Source organism: Mycobacterium zoologicum, from assembly GCF_020181635.2.
In the GTDB taxonomy this organism is placed as follows: domain Bacteria; phylum Actinomycetota; class Actinomycetes; order Mycobacteriales; family Mycobacteriaceae; genus Mycobacterium; species Mycobacterium zoologicum.
In genome coordinates this window covers 1-19473 of the sequence record NZ_JAYJJS010000025.1, presented here as the reverse complement: position 1 = coordinate 19473, position 19473 = coordinate 1, and the positions used below count along the sequence as shown (strand labels likewise).

General features: G+C 67.6%; 20 protein-coding genes. 16 read left to right on the top strand and 4 right to left on the bottom strand.

From position 1 onward, the window contains the following. Positions 1-19 precede the first annotated feature (19 nt). Positions 20-1033 carry a uroporphyrinogen decarboxylase/cobalamine-independent methonine synthase family protein gene (locus tag K6T84_RS18095; protein ID WP_224861445.1) on the top strand — a complete coding sequence of 338 codons (1014 nt, stop codon included), beginning with the start codon at positions 20-22 and terminating at the stop codon, positions 1031-1033. A gap of 12 nt (positions 1034-1045) precedes the next feature. Here the strand turns inward: K6T84_RS18095 and K6T84_RS18090 are convergent, their stop codons facing one another. Continuing rightward, the gene (locus tag K6T84_RS18090) at positions 1046-1441 is read right to left on the bottom strand and encodes an MmcQ/YjbR family DNA-binding protein (protein WP_225400347.1); all 396 of its coding nucleotides are present in this window, start codon (positions 1439-1441) and stop codon (positions 1046-1048) included. 22 nt (positions 1442-1463) lie between these two features. Next, positions 1464-2318 (bottom strand): EamA family transporter, encoded by an 855-nt coding sequence (locus K6T84_RS18085; RefSeq protein ID WP_526025542.1) that lies wholly within the window; start codon positions 2316-2318, stop codon positions 1464-1466. Positions 2319-2571: 253 nt separating this feature from the next. On the opposite strand from K6T84_RS18085, the gene ligA reads away from it, so the two are divergent. Further along, the gene (gene ligA / locus K6T84_RS18080) at positions 2572-4662 is read left to right on the top strand and encodes an NAD-dependent DNA ligase LigA (RefSeq protein WP_225400346.1); all 2091 of its coding nucleotides are present in this window, start codon (positions 2572-2574) and stop codon (positions 4660-4662) included. Here the strand turns inward: ligA and K6T84_RS18075 are convergent. Then, positions 4659-5324: an ACT domain-containing protein gene (locus K6T84_RS18075; protein WP_225400345.1), complete on the bottom strand. Its 666-nt coding sequence runs from the start codon at positions 5322-5324 to the stop codon at positions 4659-4661. The genes ligA and K6T84_RS18075 overlap by 4 nt on opposite strands. Before the next feature lie 150 nt (positions 5325-5474). Here K6T84_RS18075 and K6T84_RS18070 point away from each other — a divergent pair, with 150 nt between their 5' ends. The 12 genes from K6T84_RS18070 to K6T84_RS18015 all read left to right on the top strand — a co-directional run bounded on the left by K6T84_RS18070 (position 5475) and on the right by K6T84_RS18015 (position 16809). After that, positions 5475-6695, top strand: coding sequence for a hypothetical protein (locus tag K6T84_RS18070; protein ID WP_225400344.1), 1221 nt, complete (start codon positions 5475-5477; stop codon positions 6693-6695). A gap of 271 nt (positions 6696-6966) precedes the next feature. Next, the gene (locus K6T84_RS18065) at positions 6967-7902 is read left to right on the top strand and encodes a nuclear transport factor 2 family protein (RefSeq protein WP_225400343.1); all 936 of its coding nucleotides are present in this window, start codon (positions 6967-6969) and stop codon (positions 7900-7902) included. Between the two features lie 46 nt (positions 7903-7948). Continuing rightward, positions 7949-8950, top strand: a complete 1002-nt coding sequence (locus K6T84_RS18060; protein ID WP_225400342.1) for an AAA family ATPase — start codon at positions 7949-7951, stop codon at positions 8948-8950. Between the two features lie 7 nt (positions 8951-8957). Next, positions 8958-9830 carry a DUF58 domain-containing protein gene (locus K6T84_RS18055; protein ID WP_224861429.1) on the top strand — a complete coding sequence of 291 codons (873 nt, stop codon included), beginning with the start codon at positions 8958-8960 and terminating at the stop codon, positions 9828-9830. Next, positions 9820-10296, top strand: coding sequence for a hypothetical protein (locus K6T84_RS18050; protein ID WP_225400341.1), 477 nt, complete (start codon positions 9820-9822; stop codon positions 10294-10296). Before K6T84_RS18055 ends, K6T84_RS18050 begins: the two co-directional genes overlap by 11 nt. Next, entirely contained in the window at positions 10287-11390 is a 1104-nt protein-coding gene (locus K6T84_RS18045) for a hypothetical protein (RefSeq protein ID WP_225400340.1), read from the top strand. Before K6T84_RS18050 ends, K6T84_RS18045 begins: the two co-directional genes overlap by 10 nt. After that, entirely contained in the window at positions 11387-12454 is a 1068-nt protein-coding gene (locus K6T84_RS18040; RefSeq protein WP_225400339.1) for a vWA domain-containing protein, read from the top strand. Before K6T84_RS18045 ends, K6T84_RS18040 begins: the two co-directional genes overlap by 4 nt. Further along, a complete protein-coding gene (locus tag K6T84_RS18035; protein WP_225400338.1) occupies positions 12454-13479 on the top strand; it encodes a tetratricopeptide repeat protein in 1026 nt (341 codons plus the stop codon). Before K6T84_RS18040 ends, K6T84_RS18035 begins: the two co-directional genes overlap by 1 nt. An 11-nt stretch (positions 13480-13490) precedes the next feature. Further along, positions 13491-13790, top strand: coding sequence for an Asp-tRNA(Asn)/Glu-tRNA(Gln) amidotransferase subunit GatC (gatC, locus tag K6T84_RS18030; protein ID WP_225400337.1), 300 nt, complete (start codon positions 13491-13493; stop codon positions 13788-13790). After that, positions 13787-15268, top strand: coding sequence for an Asp-tRNA(Asn)/Glu-tRNA(Gln) amidotransferase subunit GatA (gene gatA, locus K6T84_RS18025; RefSeq protein WP_225400336.1), 1482 nt, complete (start codon positions 13787-13789; stop codon positions 15266-15268). The genes gatC and gatA overlap by 4 nt, the downstream gene beginning before the upstream one ends. Before the next feature lie 36 nt (positions 15269-15304). Further along, positions 15305-16336, top strand: a complete 1032-nt coding sequence (locus tag K6T84_RS18020; protein ID WP_224861416.1) for an ATP-dependent 6-phosphofructokinase — start codon at positions 15305-15307, stop codon at positions 16334-16336. A gap of 137 nt (positions 16337-16473) precedes the next feature. Continuing rightward, complete coding sequence (locus K6T84_RS18015; protein WP_224861414.1) at positions 16474-16809, top strand: hypothetical protein; 336 nt, start codon at positions 16474-16476, stop codon at positions 16807-16809. Position 16810: 1 nt separating this feature from the next. Here the strand turns inward: K6T84_RS18015 and K6T84_RS18010 are convergent, their stop codons facing one another. Next, positions 16811-17197 carry a DUF2237 family protein gene (locus K6T84_RS18010; RefSeq protein WP_224861412.1) on the bottom strand — a complete coding sequence of 129 codons (387 nt, stop codon included), beginning with the start codon at positions 17195-17197 and terminating at the stop codon, positions 16811-16813. Between the two features lie 34 nt (positions 17198-17231). Here K6T84_RS18010 and tenA point away from each other — a divergent pair, with 34 nt between their 5' ends. Next, positions 17232-17900, top strand: a complete 669-nt coding sequence (gene tenA, locus K6T84_RS18005) for a thiaminase II (protein ID WP_225400334.1) — start codon at positions 17232-17234, stop codon at positions 17898-17900. Between the two features lie 23 nt (positions 17901-17923). Beyond that, positions 17924-19426: an Asp-tRNA(Asn)/Glu-tRNA(Gln) amidotransferase subunit GatB gene (gene gatB / locus K6T84_RS18000; RefSeq protein ID WP_225400333.1), complete on the top strand. Its 1503-nt coding sequence runs from the start codon at positions 17924-17926 to the stop codon at positions 19424-19426. Positions 19427-19473 lie beyond the last annotated feature (47 nt).

The window sequence follows — 19473 nt, the reverse complement described above, 5'->3', positions numbered from 1 at the left end:
CGTTCAATACGGTTGGCCGGTGAGTGCTTTCGCCACCGGAACGGGATTGGGGTCGTGGCCGGGTACCTCGGCGCGCCAGGCCGCCGAGGTGGTCGTCGGTGAGTTGGGTGGTGGCCTGGCCCATCTGGTTGAGTTGCCGGCCCGCGGGGTGGGTGCGGATCTGATCGGCCGGGCCGGTGCACTGCTGGTCGACATCGCCCTCGACACCGCCCCGCGCGGCTACCGGCTGGCCGCGCGCCCCGGCGCCGTGACCCGGCGTGCGGTCAGCCTGCTCGGTGAGGACACCGACGCCCTCGAAGAGGCCTGGGAGGTCGCGGGCCTGCGGGGCAGCGGACACCCGGTCAAGCTGCAGGGGCCCGGACCGCTCACGCTGGCCGCGGAACTGGAGCTGGCGAACGGCCACCGGGCCATCACCGACCCCGGCGCGGTGCGCGATCTGGCCGCATCCCTGGGCGAAGGCCTGCGGGTGCGCCGGGCGGAGCTGGTCCGGCGGCTGGACACCACGGTGCTCGTCCAGCTCGACGAGCCGTCGTTGGGTGCTGCGGTGAGCGGACGGCTGGCCGGGGTCACCAAACTGAGCCCGGTGCCGGCGATCGACGAGGCGGTGGCGACCGGACTGCTCGACGACTGCGCCGATGCCGTGGGCGCCGACGTGCTGGTGCACAGCTGCGCCTCGGATGTGCCATGGAACGTGTTGCAGCGCAGTCGGATACCGGCGGTAGCGGTGGACTGCACGGCCTTGGAGGCGGGCGGCTACGACGAGCTCGGGGCGTTCATCGACTCGGGCCGCACCGTGGTGCTGGGCCTGGTGCCGGCGCTTGCTCCGGCGCGGCGGCCGTCGATGGAGGAACTGGCCGCCGCGGCCGCGGCCATCACCGACCGGATCGGGTTCGCGCGTTCGGTGCTGGCCGAGCGGGTCGGCATCAGCCCGGTCTGCGGTCTGGCCGGTGCCACCCCGGCGTGGGCGCGCACCGCGGTCGCCCTGGTGCGGCGGGCGGGCGAGGCTCTCGCCGACGACCCGGACGCGGTATAGCCGAAAGACGGCCTACGTCCCGTCGAGCAGCCGGATCAGCCGTGCCGACGCGGTCAGCCGAAACGACGCGTCGACCAACTCGCCGACCTCGTCCCAATCCACCGGCGCGGCACCGAAATCCAGCCCCAGCCACCCCGACGGTGCCAGATACATCGGGGAGAAGAACCGGCTGTCCTGCCCGAGCGCACGTTGCTCGGACTCGTCGACCTTGACCAACAGCGAATGCGGGTAGGACACCATCGTGCCGTCGGACTTGGCGTTGCCGCCGTAGACCGCGAACATCTTCGGCGCGCAGAACACCGGGCGGCCGTGCGAGATCTTCTCGAACGCCTCGGGAAATCCCAACGCGACACGGCGCAACTCGGTCAGGCCCGGGTCGTCGTCGCGGAACATGATCGGGTGGGGCATCACCCCACCGTATCGGGGGGCCTCAGCCGGTGGTGATCATCGTCACCGCCGCGGCGGCCAGCGCCATGCCGGCCACCTGCCAGCGATTGACCCGCTCGCGCAGCACCAGGACCGCCAGCATCACCGTCGCCGCCGGGTACAGCGAGATCAGCACGCTGCCCAGTGACAGCAGTGAGGTGTGCAGCGTCAGCACCATGGCCACGTTGGCCGCGGCATCGAGCACCCCGGCGATCAGTGCCAGTCGCAGCGGGAAACCCGACGGCGGTGCGGTGTTGCGGGTGGCCGCGGCCATGCCGAACACCAGCACGGTGGCCGCGGCGCGGGCGAACAGCAGCGGCCACAGCCGGGACTGGAACTCGGTGTGGTCGATGCAGACGAAATTGAGCCCCAGTGCGACCCCGGAGCCGATCGTCAACCAGGCGACCTTGCTGGTGAAGCGGTGTGCAGCCGAGCCCGCGTCGGCTTGGCGGCTGATCAGGACCACCGCCATCAGCGCCAGCGCGATACCCGTCATGGCGACATGGCTCGGTCGCTCACCGGAGAACAACCCGAACGCGACCGGCACCGAGGCGTCGACCACCGCGGCAAGCGGGGACACCACTGAGATGGGCCCGGAGCCGAGCGCGGAGAAGAACCACCAGACACCCATCGCCTGGCTGACCCCGCCGAGCACCCCGAAGATCACCGAGTGCGGTGTCACGAAGCCGCCGGTCACCACCGCCAGGCCGCCGATCAGCAGCATCGACACCGGTGTGGAGATCATGATCACCCGCAGTGCGGCGACCTGGCGGGCGGCCACCCCGCCGACGAAGTCGGTCACCCCGAAACTGGCGGCCGACACCAGGGCCAGTGAGGGGCTTGAGGTCGGGCTGATCAGGTCACGCCCTTGATGAATCGCGATGCCGCCATGCCCGCCCAATCTCCCGCTTCAAAGTGAGGTCCCGCAGTGTTGAGCAAGCTCTCATACATCACGATGGCTTACGCATAGCGCACATTAAACAACCTCGGTGTACACGTGGTAAACGGATTGCGTCGTCTTTGGTTGTTCAGTACCTGGACACCGGCGGTTGGGGACAAGAATCACCGTGCGCCGAAATTCCACTGCCGGGTCCACCCGATAGCCTGCGGAGGTGAATCCAGAGGCGGACGGCGTCACCGGCGACATCCGGCGGCAGTGGCATGAGCTGGCCGAGGAGGTCCGCGAACACCAGTTCCGCTACTACATCAAAGACGCGCCGATCATCACCGACGGCGACTTCGACCAGCTGTTCAACGCACTGCTCGCGCTCGAGGGGGCCCACCCGGAACTGCGCACCGCCGACTCACCCACCCAACTGGTCGGCGGGGCCGGGTTCACCACCGACTTCGCGCCCGCCGAGCACCTGGAGCGGATGCTGTCGCTGGAAGACGTGTTCTCGCCCGATGAGCTGATGGCCTGGGCGGGCCGGGTCCGCGGTGAGATCGGCAGTGACACCGCCTACCTGTGCGAGCTCAAGATCGACGGGGTGGCGCTCGGGCTGGTCTACCGCGAGGGCCGGTTGATCAGCGGGGCCACCCGCGGCGACGGCCGGGTCGGCGAGGACGTGACGCTCAATGCCCGCACCATCACCGGTATCCCGGAATTCCTCAACGCCGACACCGAGTTTCCGGTGCCGGCGGTGCTGGAAGTGCGCGGCGAGGTCTACTACCGGCTGGAGGACTTCGCGGCGCTGAACGCAGGCCTGGTCGCCGAGGGCAAACCGCCGTTCGCCAACCCGCGCAACAGTGCGGCAGGCTCACTGCGCCAGAAGAATCCGGCCGTCACCGCGCGGCGCAACCTGCACATGATCTGCCACGGCCTGGGATACACCGAGGGTTTCAACCCGGCCACCCTGCACGAGGCCTACCTGGCGATGCAGGCGTGGGGGCTGCCGGTGTCCACCCACACCACCCGGGTCCAGGGGATCGACGCCGCCGCCGAACGCATCACCTACTGGGGCGAGCACCGCCACGACGTCGAACACGAAATCGACGGTGTCGTCATCAAAGTCGATGACCTGGCGCTGCAACGCCGGCTCGGGGCCACCTCGAGGGTGCCGCGGTGGGCGGTGGCCTACAAGTACCCGCCGGAGGAAGCCCAGACCACTCTGCTCGACATCCGGGTCAGCGTCGGCCGCACCGGCCGGGTCACCCCGTTCGCTTATATGACGCCGGTCAAGGTGGCTGGCTCCACGGTCGGTCTGGCCACCCTGCACAACGCCTCGGAGGTCAAGCGCAAAGGTGTGCTGATCGGCGACACCGTGGTGATCCGCAAGGCCGGCGACGTTATCCCCGAGGTGCTGGGGCCGGTGGTGGACCTGCGCGACGGCACCGAGCGCGAATTCGTCATGCCCACAACATGTCCCGAATGCGGCACCGAGCTGGCACCGGCCAAGGAGACCGACGTCGACATCCGCTGCCCCAACGCGCGGTCCTGCCCGGCGCAGCTGCGCGAGCGGGTGTTCCACGTCGCCGGCCGCGGCGCCTTCGACATCGAGGCCCTGGGCTATGAGGCGGCGACCGCGCTGCTGGGCGCCCGGGTGATCTCCGACGAGGGGGACCTGTTCTCCCTCACCGAAGACGACCTGCTGCGCACCGAATTGTTCACCACGCAGAAGAATGTGCTGTCCAAGAACGGGCAGCAGCTGCTGGCCAACCTCGACAAGGCCAAAGCCCAGCCGCTGTGGCGGGTGCTGGTGGCGTTGTCGATCCGGCACGTCGGACCCACAGCGGCTCGTGCGCTGGCAACCGAATTCGGCAGCCTGGAGGCGATCACCGCGGCGTCCACCGAGCAGCTGGCCGCCGTCGAGGGGGTCGGGCCGACCATCGCCGCCGCGGTCACCGAGTGGTTCGACGTCGACTGGCACCGCGCGATCGTCGACAAGTGGCGCGCCGCCGGGGTGCGGATGGCCGACGAACGCGATGCCAGCATCGAGCGCACGCTGGAGGGTCTTTCCATCGTGGTCACCGGCTCGCTGACCGGCTTCTCCCGTGACGGCGCCAAGGAGGCCATCATCGCCCGAGGCGGCCGGGCGGCCGGCTCGGTGTCGAAGAAGACCGCCTATGTGGTGGCCGGGGACGCTCCGGGTTCCAAGTACGACAAGGCCGTTGAGCTGGGGGTGCCGATCCTCGACGAGGAAGGCTTCGCCAGGTTGCTGGCCGAGGGCCCCGAGCCGCAACCGGCTTCAGAACCAGCCGACTAACGCAACAGGGTCGCAACGATCCCGGCCAGATAGCCCAGCCGCAGCACCTCGGCGGGCAGGAAGTCCGGACCGCCGGTGCGGCCCAAAACTATTGCGGTACTGGGGTTTCCGAGCGGTGCAGCGGCCAAGGCGATGTCCATGTTCCGCCACACCTCCGGCACCCAGTCCGCGGTGTTGTCCAGGGTGGTGGGGTGTTCGATCGGCAGCCAGGGCACCGCGCCGACTTCGGTCTCCGGGGTGCCCGGGCTGCCGGCGAGCCGGCGGAACCCTCTCTCGGATTCGTCGGCGCGCAGTACGGCGCACCAGCTGACCCGCAGGACCCGGGGTGCCTCGTCGACGAGTTTCTGCAGCTTGGCCTTGCGGGCACCGGCGGCGGCGACGTGATCGATGAGCTCGAGTTCGCGGTGTGCGTCCAGCAGGCCGGTATGCGGGCGGACACTGTGCACCCGCACACCGTCGAGCCGTTCGGCGGCGGTGATCAGGACGTCGGGCATCGACCCGGCCGGCAGCTCGACCACCAGGTCGTCGATCGCAGATCCCTGCCCGCGCTCCACGACGTCCAGCGACAGGATGTCGGCCCGCACCGAGCCGAGGGCCACGGCCAGCGAGCCGAGGCTGCCGGGGCGGTCGTCGAGTTCGACGCGGAGCAGGTAGGAAGACACACAGAAAACTGTGCCACAGCGCCCGACCGTGGCGGCCGGTTGGACTCCGAGCGACTGGTCACCGCGCTTGCCTGCCGCTAGAGTTTGGCCGGTCAAAATAAGCGAACGTCGGTTCTACGTGTCGTTCGTACACGTGTGCAGGGAGTTCATGTGACGCAGTGGTCCGATCCGCCGGGTCGGTTCGGGGGGCCCAATCCGATCGGCGATCCCGCTTCGGCGGGGGCGCCCGGCGGCCCGCCGCCGGCAGCCCCGCCGCCTTTGCCTCCGCAGATGCCGCCCGGCCCGATGCCGCCGGGTGCGATGCCGCCCGGTTGGATGCCTCAAGCCGGTGCGAACCCGCCCGGCCCCAACCCGGCGTGGCCGCCTCAGCCGGGCCTCTCGCCGATGCTGCAAATGCCCTTCGGTGCCGCTCCCAGACGCAGTCGCAAGAAGCTGGCCCTAATCCTGGCGTCGGTTGTCTTGGTGCTGGCCGGTGCTGGGATCTTCGGGGTCGTCCGGCATCACAGCAGCGCACCGCGCACCGCGGGGGACACGGTGCGCGCGTATCTGGAGGCGCTGGCGCGTGGTGACGCCGCGGCGGCCCTGTCCTACTCGGACGACGAACCGGCCACCAAGGAGTTCCTCACCAACGACGTCCTCAAGAAGCAGATCGCGCAGTGGCCGATAACCAACATCCGGATCCTCAACGACGACTCGTTGGCGGGCGGCACCATGGCCATGGTCCACGTCGCGGTCAATTTCGGTGACAACGTGGCAGACGACATCGTTGACGCCACGAAAGGCGCGAAGGGGGTGTGGAAAATCAAGCAACCCGCCGTGAAGTTGAGCTTCAAATACAACACGACTAGCGCTGCTGCGTTGAAGACCCTCACGCTCTTCGGGACTCCGGTGGACACCAGTAAAACAACGTACGTGTTTCCGGGCTGGGTGGACCTCGGCAGCAGCAACCCGAACATTTCAGTGAAACAACCGAACCGGCCGTTCCTGCTCGATCAATTGAAGTACGAAGAATCGCCGATGCTGAATTTCGAGATCAGTGAGGCGGGCAACGCAGCCATCGATACCGCGGTCAAGGCGGCGCTCGCCCAGTGCGCGCGCTCGACGGATCTGCATCCCGAGAACTGCCCGCAGTACGCCTACGACTCGAGTCTGGTGAACGGAACGGCGCAGTGGACGCTTCCGGCTGACCTCAGCTCGATCCGGATCAGCTATCTCCACGCCGACGACCTGACTGCGGATGCTCGCGGTTTGGTCGAGTTCGGACTGACGGCCACGGGGTCCTCCGGGGGGAAGAAGTCCGGCCAGATGCTCGCCTCGGTCTATGGGTCCGTGGACCTGACCAAGAGCCCTCTCGTGTTCACGTTCAGGTAGCGGGGTGACAGGTCAGGGGCCCAACGGGCCGTATCCGCAGCCGGGTCCGGGTTGGCCCGCCGGGGTGCCACCGCAGCCGGGTCCGGGTTGGCCCGCCGGGGTGCCACCGCAGCCGGGCCCGGGCTGGGGTGGTCAAACCCCGGGCGGATACCCACCGCCGGGCTCAATGCCGGCGCAGGGCCCACCAGGCTTCGGCCCCACGCCAGGTTCGAGTGGCCCGTGGAGACCGCCGCTCCCGCCAGGCCGCTCCCGCAAACCGCTGATTGTCACCTTGCTGGCATCGCTGGCAGTGTTCAGCGTGGTCGGCATCGTCATGGCGATCGTGCTCGGGGCCGGCGGCCACGGCGGCTCGAAGAATGCCGGAAGGGCCGGCGACGCCGTGAAGGCATACCTGGAGGCGCTGGCCCGAGGAGATGCCGACGCCGCCCTGTCGATGGGCTTGGCCGAGCCCGCATCACGGAAGTTCCTGACCAACGAAACCCTCAAACAGCAGATCGAGCACTGGCCGATCAAGAACATCGAAATACTCAGCGATAGTTCGGAGACGGAGTCATCGGGCGAGACCGCGATCGTGAACGTCAGCGCTGATTTCGGCGGCAACCGCTCATCGGGTCAGGCGTTCGTGAAAAAGAGGAACGGCACCTGGAAGCTGCCCTCGGCCGCTCTGCATCTCACGATCTATTCGGCGGGTACTGACGGCATGGACAGCAATCTGAACGTCCTTGGCAAGCCACTCGGGAAGGATCGTGACCTCTATGTCTTTCCAGGCTATGTGGGTGCGACGTCGGTTCCCTATGTGGATGTCCACGTCGAATCACTGCTGCAGGAGCCGGTTCCGACGAACGACATCAGCCAACCGTTCAGCTACAAGTACGAACTCAACGACGCCGGCCACAAAGCGGTTCAGACTGCCGTCGAGACGTGGCTCGTGGGTTGTCTGCGGGATCCGGAGCACTTCTACAAGTGCCCGAAGCAGCAGATCGATCCGCCGATCAAGCCGGAAACGGTGAAGGTCGTCGGCCCGATGGACTTCAGCGGCGCCAAGTTGAGTGCGGGCACGACGTCCTCGCGTGGGTTTGTTGACGGATCGGTGCGGTTTTCGTTCACCGCCGAAACCGCTAGCGGTGGGGTGGCGACCTACGATTCGGTTCAAAACCTATTCACAGGAGTAGATCTGACGAAGGAGCCTCCCGTTGTCGGCCCTTAGAGCTGACGCGAAAGCAGCCGACCAAATACCTACGGAGAGTTGATCGATGACCAGCGCCCGAGTTCAGCCCAACCAGCAGGACATGGAATACGCCTATCGCGTGATCGCTGCGATCTCCCAGGAGTTCGCGGCCAAGGTCGTCGGCCAGGACTACCTGCGGGAGTCCCTGCTGATCGGGCTGCTCACCGGCGGGCACATCCTGCTCGAAGGGGTTCCCGGACTGGCCAAGACCACGGCCGCGCGGGTGATCGCCGACGCGGTCTCGGGTCAGTTCCAGCGCATCCAGTGCACCCCGGACCTGTTGCCCAGCGACATCATCGGCACGCAGATCTACAACTCGACGACCAATTCGTTTGCCACCCAACTGGGTCCGGTGCACGCCAACATCGTGCTGCTCGACGAGATCAACCGCTCCAGTGCCAAGACCCAGAGCGCGATGCTGGAAGCGATGGAGGAGCGTCAGACCACGATCGCCGGGGAACTGCACCGCATCCCGGAGCCGTTTCTGGTGATCGCCACCCAGAACCCGGTGGACCAGGAGGGCACCTATCCGTTGTCGGAGGCGCAGACCGACCGCTTCACGCTCAAGGAGGTGTTGCGGTATCCGTCGGCGCAGGACGAAGTCGAGATGATGATGCGGATCGACGCCGGCGTCTACGACCGGAACGAGAAGCCGCGGGAGGTGGTCGGGCTTGACGACATTCGTCGAATCCAGCAGACCGTGCGCAATGTTCACATGGACCCTGCGCTGGTCTCCTACGTCAGCCAACTGGTGCAGGTGACGCGAAACCCGCAGCAGTTCCTGCCGCCGCAGCTGGCGCGGCTGCTGGAGTACGGCGCCAGCCCGCGCGCCACCATCGCGTTCTGCCGCTCGGCGCGAGCGCTGGCGGTGCTGTCCGGGCGAAATCACGTGGTGCCCGACGACATCCACAAACTGGCTCACCGGGTGCTGCGGCACCGCCTGATTCTGGGCTTCGAGGCCGCCGCAGCGAATATCACCTCGGAGACGGTGATCGACGCCGTTCTCCAGTCGGTCCGGGTGCCCTGACCCCACCATGGGTAGGCACCTCAACCGGGCGCGGAGCCATTTCGGCACCAACACGCGAGGCATGCTCGAAGGCGGCCGCCACGCGTTGTTGCACACCCGAACCCTGGAACTCGACGACCTGCGTCCATACGTCGCCGGCGACGACGTGCGCGACATCGACTGGAAAGCCTCGGCTCGTTCCGGTGCCGTTCTGGTCAAGCGATTCGTCTCCGAGAAGCATCACAAGATCTTGCTGGTTGCCGATGCGGGACGGAACATGTCGGCGCTGGCCCGCGATGGAGAGCTCAAGCGTGACTTGGCCACCAACGTGCTGGGAGCGATCGGACTGATCTCGATCCGCAGGCAGGACGAGGTCGGCATGGTCTACGGCGACTCGCGAGGTTCGGCGACCATTCGTAGCCGCCGCGGTGAGACTCATATCGAGAGCATGCTGGAGCACTTCTACACCCACACTGCCGGCGACACCGGAGCCAGTGACGTTGCGACACAACTGCAGTACGTGCTGCGGGCGCACCGTCGGCGACTGCTGCTCGTCATCGTCTCCGACGAGCCGGAGGTGACACCAGCACTCAGTGAGGTGCTCACGCAACTGGGCGGACGGCACGAGTTGCTCTGGCTGATGATCACCGACATGCCGGCGATCGGTTCGATCGACGGTGAACGCGACGGATTCGATGTCGCCAGTGGACGTTTCGTGCTCAGCGGCGCCATGCTGGGGCCCCGGGTGCTGGCCGCCTATCAGCTCGCCGAACAGCGGCGCTGCGCCGAGCTCGACGAGTTCCTCACCGCGCACCGGGTCCGGTTCGTCCGGATCGCCGGTAGCCACGAGATCCGCATGCGGATCCTTGAGATGAGCGAGGGGTATCGGCGTGCCAACTGATGATCTGCTGCGGTTCATCGGCGGCCCGCTGCCGTTCTCGGCATGGTGGATCGTCTTCGGGGTGCTGTTGGTGCTTGCGGTGATTGCCTGGCTGGCGGGCGTTTTCGTGTGGACGCTGCCGCCGTCGCGACTGCGCCGGATGCCGGTTGTTCGCACCGTACACGCGTGGTTGACCCGCCGCCGTTTCACCGCAGCGGTGCGCACGGCCTGCGGGCGCTATCAGGCGGGAGGGGTGACAGCGGCGCAGGCCAGCACCGACATCAGTCGCACCGTACGCAGTTTCTTGTATGTCAAGACCGGCATTCGAGCTCAGTACCTGCACGTCGACGACATCGCCGACGGCCCGCTGGCGCCCGCGGCCGCATTGCTCGCCGGGTTGAATGTGGCCCGGTTCGATCCCCAGGCTCGCGCGGACGTTGCCGCAATCGGACGGTCGGCGGAGGAGTTGATCTCGACGTGGACCTGAAATGGCCGGCGGTGATCATCGTCGGGCTGGTGGGTCTGGCAGCGGCCTCGGCGGCAGCGACTCTGCTGCCGATGGCCCGCATCGACCGGGTGCTGCGGCCGCTCGCCCATGTCAACCGGCTCACCCGGCTGCCGGAATACGCTCGGGTTTACCGCGTGTATTTTCTGTCGGTCGTTGTGGCCGGGGTGCTGCTGTTGGCGACGTTCCTGTTTGCGCTGGCCGCCACTGCGCGCCCCAGCGGGTGGGCGACGGCCGAGCGGGAGTTCGACACCGTGCACCCCGAGGACATCATGTTGTGCGTGGGCGAGCCGGCCAGCGATCCGACGACGGCGGGATTCTTCAATTACTTTGCCGGCCAAACCGGTTCATCGGGTGGTTCGCTGGGATCCAGCCGGATCGGGCTGACCTCTTCGACGCTGCGGGTCATCCCGCTGACCCGTGATCACGACTACGTCGGAACGCGACTCGACTCACTGGCGAAGCTGGCGCGTATTCAGCAGGACCTCGACACCGGAAAACCGGTATCGGCTCTGGACCGTGACCAGTTGGAGTTCGGGGTCTCCGCGTTCTCCCGTCCGGTCAGCTACGTGGACTACGCCCCGAGCGTCACCGATGTGTTGGCCTTGTGCATGACGGGCTTTCCGACCTACCAGGACCGCAGTGGGCATCGTCGCCAACTGATCTACTTGGGCTACAGCACATTCAAAGACGCGACTGATGAGCGCGCATCGCTGTATTCCGCCGAGGACGTCATGAAGTCGGCCGACGAGAGTTCGGTGCAGATCAACGTCATCGCACGCTCGGATGTCGCGTCGTCCTCGACCGCCGACAGCGACGCACTGCGTGGTATCGCCACGGCCACAGGCGGAAAATTCGCTCTCTACAACCCCGCCGGGACCGCCGCCGCAGACTCGGGCACGGACCCGACGCTGAGCAGTCAGCTCGACCAGATCCGACAAAGCCCTCCGACGGTGCAGCTGTCGGGCAACAAGATCCTCACCAGTCGGTCCATCGACTCGCCCGAACTCCTACTCATCGCCGCTGTGGTCGCTGCCACGCTGCTGTCGGTTGCCCTGGCGGTGTTGCGACGATGATGTTTCATCCGGTCATCCCGGTTGCGGTCTTGCTGGCGGTCGCGGCCGTCCTGAGCATGGTGCGCATGGTCGCGCTCTACCGAGTTCTGGTGCGCACCGGGTCGGGACGCTATCGGCCGGTAGTCGTGCGCTGGAGCCTGTTGACGGTGGCCATCATCTTGCTGCTCGTCGCGGCGGCCCGGCCCGCGGTCGACACCGACGACGCTCAGATGCCGGTCGAAGCGAACCCGAACGCGGTGGCCGACCCGAACCTCAACGTGTTCTTCGTGGTCGACCGATCGGTGAACTCGCGGGTCGAGGACTACGGGGATCGGCACTCGCGGATGACCGGAATCCGTTCCGACATCAGCGGGCTCATCGACGAGTACCCCCACGCACGCTTCGGAGTCATCTCCTACGCCAGCCGAGCGGCTCTCGACTGGCCGTTGTCCGATGACGCATGGAGCCTGCAGTCGATGGTCGGCGGGCTGTCGCCCTACACGCTGGTGACGGCGGACGCCATGTACCAGACCGATGCCACAGCTGCGGCGAAACTATTAGCAGACCAGCTTAATTGGGCGGCGGCGACGTTTCCCGGATCACACAGCGTGGTCTTCTACCTCGGCACCGGGGCGGCGGGTTCGCATTCGGTGGCAGGCTCATTCGGCGCCGACACCAAGAAGATCGTCGGCGGTGCGGTGCTGGGATACGGTACGCCCCAAGGCGGTCCGATCCCCCAGGGCTGGGCGAACGGGGCAAAGGTCTACCAGTCCGACCCGAGCAACCCTAGTGCGGCGTTGACGTCGACCATCGATGAAGCGCGGCTCAAGCAGATCGCGGTCCAACTTGGCGTGCCCTATTTCCACCGCGAGGCCGGCACGTCGATCAGCAGTGTGGTGCCGGCCGTCGATTTGGGCGCGTCCACCGCGCACGCCGGTGTGGTGCCCAAGACGCACCCGATCGCCTGGCGCGAACTGTACTGGCTGTTCACCGCGCTGGCATGTGGGCTGCTGGCGGGTGAGGTCGTGATGACGATCCGGGAGTATCGCCGCAACCGGATGGCCCGGCGGGATGTGACACCGTGATGCGCAAAGATGCTGTCGCGCAGGCGTTGCGCGAAGCCTTGATGTGGCTGTCGGCCCGACTGCGGCCGTCATCGCCGCGACTGCGACTGCGCACCAGGCTGTACCTGGTGTCGGCTCCGGTGATCGTGGTGCTGCTTCTGTTGGCGGCCAAGCTGATCGGTGTCGGGCTCGTCAGCAACTCGGCCGTGACCGACTTCACCCGGCATGACATCGAGGCGCTGCGTGGCGATGTGGCCTTCCTGCAGAAGTTCGATGTCTTCGACCCGGCCAAGACGGCATTCGCGGCGGGTGACCTCAGCGTGCTGGAGGGACGCCTGCAGGACGCCGACGACCGATTCAGTGACTCACTGGCCCGCATCGGCGCCGAGAAGTCCTGCCCGGTACGGATAAACCTGGTACTCGTGCGCGAGACGTTGGGGGACCTGGCAACTCGCGCAGGGAAGAAGGACGAAGCCGAGGGATACTACTCCGATGCGATGATGCTGGCGCAGCAGGCTCCGGCCGATTGTTTCGAGGGCAACTCCGACCCCAATGAAGACCGTCAGGCGATCCGTGCGGACTCGGTTCCGCGACTGCAGCGCAAGATCGACGCACTACACCGGCCGCCGGAGTCGAACTCGCCTCCGCCGTCGACGGTGGCGCCCGACCCTCCGCCCACCTCGTTGACGCCCACGTCAGTGCCACCGTTGCCGGGGCTGGCGCCGACGGAATCGTCGCCGGATTCCACCGAGGGACCGGGTCCGGCCAAACCATCCGAGACACCGGTACCGGGCCCGGGAGCGAACATGCCGGATCTGCCGCAGTCGTCCGGCGGGCAGGGGCCGGTGATCGGGCCGGACGAGGGGGGTGCTCCCAACGACGGCCCCGGGGTGATCGACCCGATCTCCCCGGACCGGATTCCGACGGCGGGCAGCGGTTCTCCGCCCGGGCACAAACTGGGGCCCGGTACCTCCGGGGATCGGTTGCGTCGGCTGCTGGACAACTCCAACGCCTACGGCGACAACCGGGAGATGCCAGCCGACTAGGCTCTCTACCCGTGCCCCAGATCTCCCGTGATGACGTAGCCCATCTGGCCCGTCTGGCCAGGCTGGCGCTGACCGACGCCGAGTTGGACGGCTTCGCCGGTCAACTCGATGCGATCCTGACCCACGTCAGCACGATCCAGGCCGTCGACGTCACCGGCGTCGAGGCGACCGACAACCCGCTCAAGGCGGTCAACGTGACCCGGCCCGACGAGATCGTGGCCTGCCTGACTCAGCAGCAGGCGCTCGCGGCCGCCCCGCGCGCCGAAGAGGGCCGGTTCGCGGTCCCGCAGATCCTGGGGGAGAGTCAGTGAGTGAGCTGATCCGTTCCGACGCCGCAACCCTGGCCGCGGCGATCGCCGCCGGCGAGGTGTCCTCGGTCGAGGTCACGAGGGCCCACCTGGACCAGATCGCCGCCACGGACGAAAGCTACGGCGCATTCCTGCACGTCGGTGCGGACGAAGCGCTTGCTGCGGCGAAGGCCGCCGACAAGGCCATCGCGGCCGGCGAGGCGCCGTCGGCGCTGGCCGGGGTTCCGCTGGCCCTCAAGGACGTCTTCACCACCGCCGATGCCCCCACCACCTGTGGGTCGAAGATCCTGGAAGGCTGGCGGGCCCCCTACGACGCGACGGTCACCGCCCGGCTGCGCGCCGCCGGCATCCCGATCCTGGGCAAGACCAACATGGACGAGTTCGCGATGGGCTCGTCCACCGAGAACTCCGCCTACGGTCCGACCCGCAACCCCTGGGACGTCGAGCGGGTGCCGGGCGGCTCGGGCGGCGGCAGCGCCGCGGCGCTGGCGGCGTTCCAGGCGCCGCTGGCCATCGGCACCGACACCGGCGGCTCCATCCGCCAGCCGGCCGCCCTGACCGCGACCGTCGGCGTCAAGCCCACCTACGGCACCGTCAGCCGTTACGGGCTGGTGGCGTGCGCGTCATCGCTGGACCAGGGCGGGCCGTGCGCGCGAACCGTGCTCGACACCGCCCTGCTGCATCAGGTGATCGCCGGGCACGATCCGCGTGACTCCACCTCACTGGATGTACCGGTGCCCGACGTCGTCGGCGCCGCGCGCGCCGGGGCCGCCGGTGACCTGTCCGGGATGCGGATCGGCGTGGTGCGCCAGCTGCACAGCGGCGAGGGGTATCAGCCGGGCGTGCTGGCGTCGTTCAACGCCGCCGTCGAAGCGCTCAAAGCCCTTGGTGCGCAGATCTCCGAGGTCGACTGCCCGCACTTCGACTATTCGCTGAGCGCCTACTACCTGATCCTGCCCTCGGAGGTGTCGAGCAACCTGGCCCGTTTCGACGCGATGCGCTTCGGGCTGCGGGTCGGCGACGACGGCACTCACAGCGCCGAAGAGGTGATGGCGCTGACCCGGGCGGCCGGATTCGGCCCGGAGGTCAAGCGCCGCATCATGCTCGGCACCTACGCGCTGTCGGCCGGCTACTACGACGCCTATTACAACCAGGCGCAGAAGGTGCGCACGCTGATCGCGCGGGATCTGGACACCGCGTACGAGTCCGTCGACGTGCTGATCTCGCCGACGACGCCGACGACTGCGTTCCGGCTGGGCGAGAAGGTCGACGACCCGCTGGCGATGTACCTGTTCGATCTGTGCACGCTGCCGCTGAACCTGGCCGGGCACTGCGGCATGTCGGTGCCGTCGGGGCTCTCCGGCGACGACGGGCTGCCGGTGGGGCTGCAGATCATGGCGCCGGCGTTGGCCGATGACCGGCTGTACCGGGTGGGGGCGGCCTACGAGGCGGCCCGCGGAGCGCTGCCGACCGCGATCTAGCCCCGGGGGAAGTCGGCACCCGGCAAGATGGGGGCCATGCGTATCGGAGTGCTCACCGGCGGCGGCGACTGCCCCGGACTGAACGCGGTGATCAGGGCGGTGGTGCGCACCTGCGACTCGCGCTACGGCTCGACGGTGGTCGGATTCGAAGACGGCTGGCGTGGACTGTTGGAGAACCGCCGCGTCCAACTGGCCAACGATGATCGCAACGATCGGCTGCTGGCCAAGGGCGGCACCATGCTGGGCACAGCCCGGGTGAACCCGGACAAGTTGCGCGCCGGCCTGGATCAGGTCAAGGCGACCCTGGATGACAACGGCATCGACGTGCTGATCCCGATCGGTGGTGAGGGCACGCTGACCGCGGCGCACTGGCTGTCGCAGGAGAACGTCCCGGTCGTCGGGGTACCCAAGACCATCGACAACGACATCGACTGCACCGACGTCACTTTCGGTCATGACACTGCGCTGCAGGTCGCCACCGACGCCATCGACCGGCTGCACTCCACCGCCGAATCCCATCAGCGGGTGATGCTGGTCGAGGTGATGGGCCGCCACGCCGGCTGGATCGCGCTCAACGCGGGTCTGGCTACCGGCGCACACATGACCCTGATCCCGGAGCAGCCCTTCGACGTCGAGGACGTGTGCCGGCTGGTGAAACAGCGGTTTCAGCACGGCTCGTCACACTTCATCTGCGTCGTTGCCGAAGGCGCCAAACCCGCTGCCGGCTCGATGGAGTTGCGGGCCGGCGGAGTCGACGAGTTCGGTCACGAACGATTCACCGGGGTCGCCGCCCAGTTGGCCGTCGAGATCGAGCGGCGAGTCAAGAAGGAGGTGCGCACCACGGTGCTCGGCCATGTGCAACGCGGCGGCACCCCGACCGCTTATGACCGGGTGCTGGCGACCCGGTTCGGCGTGAACGCCGCCGACGCCGCGCACGCCGGCGAGTACGGCATGATGGTGTCGCTGCGCGGTCAGGAGATCGGCCGGGTGCAACTGGCCGACGCGGTGCGTCAACTGAAGGTGGTGCCGCAGAGCCGCTATGACGACGCGGCGGCGTTCTTCGGCTGAGGCCGGTGGCCGTCCGCACGCGGCATGAGCATGACAAAGAGCGAAAATGGCCGCACAATGGTCACCGTATGTTCGGCGTTGTGCCGATCACCTGCTTGACGACTGATGATGGGGCGGAGATGACAAAACTGACATGGATGGTCGCTGCCCTGAGTGCGCTGCCGGTGGCGTTGCTCTCCGCCGGTTCGGCTCACGCCAGCGGCGACGCGGTGGGCGGCTACGTCGACGACCACGGCGGCGAGGTCTGCGGGTTCATGCGTGACCAGCCGAACCTGGGTGGCGTCAAGCGCGCGGTCGATCACATCCTGGCGACCAGCGGCCTGCCGGAGGACCAGACCGGGCGGCTGCTCGCAGCGTCGGTGTCGGCGGACTGTCCCGAAAACGGCGGGCTGGTCGAGGAATTCGTCTGGTACGTCCGTAACCGCCAGCAGAACAGCGGCGGCGGCGGTACGGGCGTCACGCTGGGTTATTGACTCACAGTTCACCCGGACTGTCGGGAACGTCAACCGCGTACTGCCGCAACACATCCAGCGAGACAACATCGAGGGTGCGCTCGTGGGTGGCGGCCAGTACCACCGGGGCAGCACAGCCGTCTTGGTGTGCGCGAAGCCAATTCACCGCGGTCACACACCACCGGTCGCCGGGGGTAAGTCCGGGGAACCGGTAGGCGGGCATCGGGGTGGACAGGTCATTGCCGATCGAGCGCTGATGGGCGAGGAACTCGGCGGTGACCACCGCGCAGATGGTGTGCAGCCCGATGTCTTCGGGACCCGATGAGCAGCAGCCGTCGCGGTAGAAACCGGTGACCGGGTCTGTGCCGCACTGTTGCAGGGGCTGGCCGAAGACGTTGCGGTCTGACATCCGGCCAGCTTAGTGCGACGGGATAGCCTGGGGCATGGCTGATCGGACGGGTGAGGCGCTGTGGGGCCTGGCCGCCGACATCTATGAGCGAATCTGCGAGCACCCCTTTGTCACCGGACTGGCGGACGGCTCGTTGGGCCACGACCGATTTCGTTATTACCTCGTCCAAGACGCCCACTATCTGCGGGCGTATGCGCGGGCGCTGGCCGGGTGCGCGGCCAAGGCGCCGGTCGAGGCGGAGCTGACCATGTTCGCCGAGCACGCCGGAGTGGCCATCGCCGCCGAAAACGAGCTGCACGAAGGGCTGCTCGCTGGACTGGGCCTGAGCTCGGCGGGGGCCGCATCACTGCCGGTCGCCCCGACCACGCAGGCCTATGCCAGCTACCTGCTGGCGGTCACCGCGTCCGGGTCCTACGCCGAGGCGGTCGCAGCGGTGCTGCCGTGCTACTGGATCTACGCCCGGGTGGGTGAGCACCTGCAGCGCATCGGCTCCCCGGACCCGCTGTTCCAGCGCTGGATCGACACCTACGCGGGAGCGGAGTACCAGGCCGTGGTCGAGCAGGTGCTCGGTGTCATCGACCGAGTCGGTGCCCAGGCCTCGCCGGCGGAGTGGGACCTGATGTGCCGACATTTCCACACCGCGTCGCGCTATGAGTGGATGTTCTTCGACGCAGCCCGGCGGATGGAGGACTGGCCGGTGTGACCCGGTCGCTTAGACTTCCGGGCATGACCGCTGCTGTCGCCGAACTGCTCGATTACGACGACGTCGTCGCCCGCTTCGACCCGGTACTGGGCCTGGAGGTGCACGTCGAGCTGTCCACGGCCACCAAGATGTTCTGCGGCTGCTCGACGGAGTTCGGCGCCGAACCCAACACCCAGGTGTGCCCGGTGTGCCTGGGGCTGCCCGGTTCGTTGCCGGTGCTCAACGGGGCCGCGGTGCAGTCCGCGATCCGGATCGGGCTGGCGCTGAACTGCGAGATCGCCTCCTGGTGCCGATTCGCCCGGAAGAACTACTTCTATCCCGACCAGCCGAAGAACTACCAGATATCCCAGTACGACGAGCCGATCGCGTTCAACGGCTACCTCGACGTGCCGCTTGATGACGGGACGTTCTGGCGGGTCGACATCGAGCGCGCCCACATGGAGGAGGACACCGGCAAGCTGACCCACATCGGCGGTGAGAGCGGCCGCATCGGGGACGCTACCGAATCGCTGGTCGACTACAACCGGGCCGGGGTGCCGCTGATCGAGATCGTCACCAAGCCGATCACCGGCACCGCCGAACGGGCCCCGCAGATCGCCCGGGCGTATGTGACCGCGCTGCGGGATCTGCTGCGGGTGCTCGACGTCTCCGATGTGCGGATGGACCAGGGGTCGATGCGCTGCGATGCCAACGTCTCGCTGAAGCCAACCGGTGCAACCGAATTCGGCACCCGCACCGAGACCAAGAACGTCAACTCGCTCAAGAGCGTCGAAGTGGCCGTCAGCTACGAGATGCGTCGCCAGGGTGCGGTGCTCACCGGTGGCGGAACGGTGGTCCAGGAGACCCGGCACTTTCACGAGGCCGGCTACACCAGCCCGGGCCGGGCCAAGGAGACTGCCGAGGACTACCGGTATTTTCCCGAGCCCGACCTGGAGCCGGTGGCGCCGAGTGCGCAATGGGTCGACGAGCTGCGCGGCACCATTCCGGAGCTGCCGTGGCTGTCGCGCAAGAAGATTCAGGACGAGTGGGGCGTCTCCGACGAGGTGATGCGTGACCTGGTCAACGCCGGTGCGGTCGAAATGGTCGCCGCCACCGTGTCCGCCGGGGCGTCCAGCGAGGCGGCCCGGGCCTGGTGGGGAAACTTCCTGGTTCAGAAAGCCAACGAGGCCGGCGTCGAACTCGACGCATTGGGCATCACGCCGGCGCAGGTCGCGCAGGTGGTGGCTCTGGTGGATTCGGGCAAGCTCTCCAACAAGCTGGCCCGGCAGGTGGTTGAGGGTGTGCTGGCCGGTGAGGGCGAGCCCGAGCAGGTGATGACCGACCGGGGCCTGGTCGTGGTCCGTGACGACTCGGTGATCCAGGCGGCGATCGACGAGGCGTTGGCTGCGAATCCGGATGTGGCCGAGAAGATTCGGGGCGGCAAGGTGCAGGCCGCGGGTGCGATCGTGGGTGCGGTGATGAAGGCCACCAAGGGCCAGGCGGACGCCGCCCGGGTGCGTGAGCTGGTGCTCGCAGCCTGCGGCTGATATGTAGGGAAGTTTGTCAAGGGCAGGGTGAAGCGGCGGCCACGACC

Bases quoted from the DNA above. Each gene is read 5' to 3' on its own strand.
- K6T84_RS18090 (WP_225400347.1), bottom strand. From the start codon at position 1,441: ATGCCCCACCCGATCATGTTCCGCGACGACGACCCGGGCCTGACCGAG.
- K6T84_RS18060 (WP_225400342.1), top strand. From the start codon at position 7,949: ATGACCAGCGCCCGAGTTCAGCCCAACCAGCAGGACATGGAATACGCC.
- K6T84_RS18055 (WP_224861429.1), top strand. From the start codon at position 8,958: ATGGGTAGGCACCTCAACCGGGCGCGGAGCCATTTCGGCACCAACACG.
- K6T84_RS18040 (WP_225400339.1), top strand. From the start codon at position 11,387: ATGATGTTTCATCCGGTCATCCCGGTTGCGGTCTTGCTGGCGGTCGCG.
- K6T84_RS18035 (WP_225400338.1), top strand. From the start codon at position 12,454: ATGCGCAAAGATGCTGTCGCGCAGGCGTTGCGCGAAGCCTTGATGTGG.
- K6T84_RS18020 (WP_224861416.1), top strand. From the start codon at position 15,305: ATGCGTATCGGAGTGCTCACCGGCGGCGGCGACTGCCCCGGACTGAAC.
- K6T84_RS18015 (WP_224861414.1), top strand. From the start codon at position 16,474: ATGGTCGCTGCCCTGAGTGCGCTGCCGGTGGCGTTGCTCTCCGCCGGT.
- K6T84_RS18010 (WP_224861412.1), bottom strand. From the start codon at position 17,197: ATGTCAGACCGCAACGTCTTCGGCCAGCCCCTGCAACAGTGCGGCACA.
- tenA (WP_225400334.1), top strand. From the start codon at position 17,232: ATGGCTGATCGGACGGGTGAGGCGCTGTGGGGCCTGGCCGCCGACATC.
- gatB (WP_225400333.1), top strand. From the start codon at position 17,924: ATGACCGCTGCTGTCGCCGAACTGCTCGATTACGACGACGTCGTCGCC.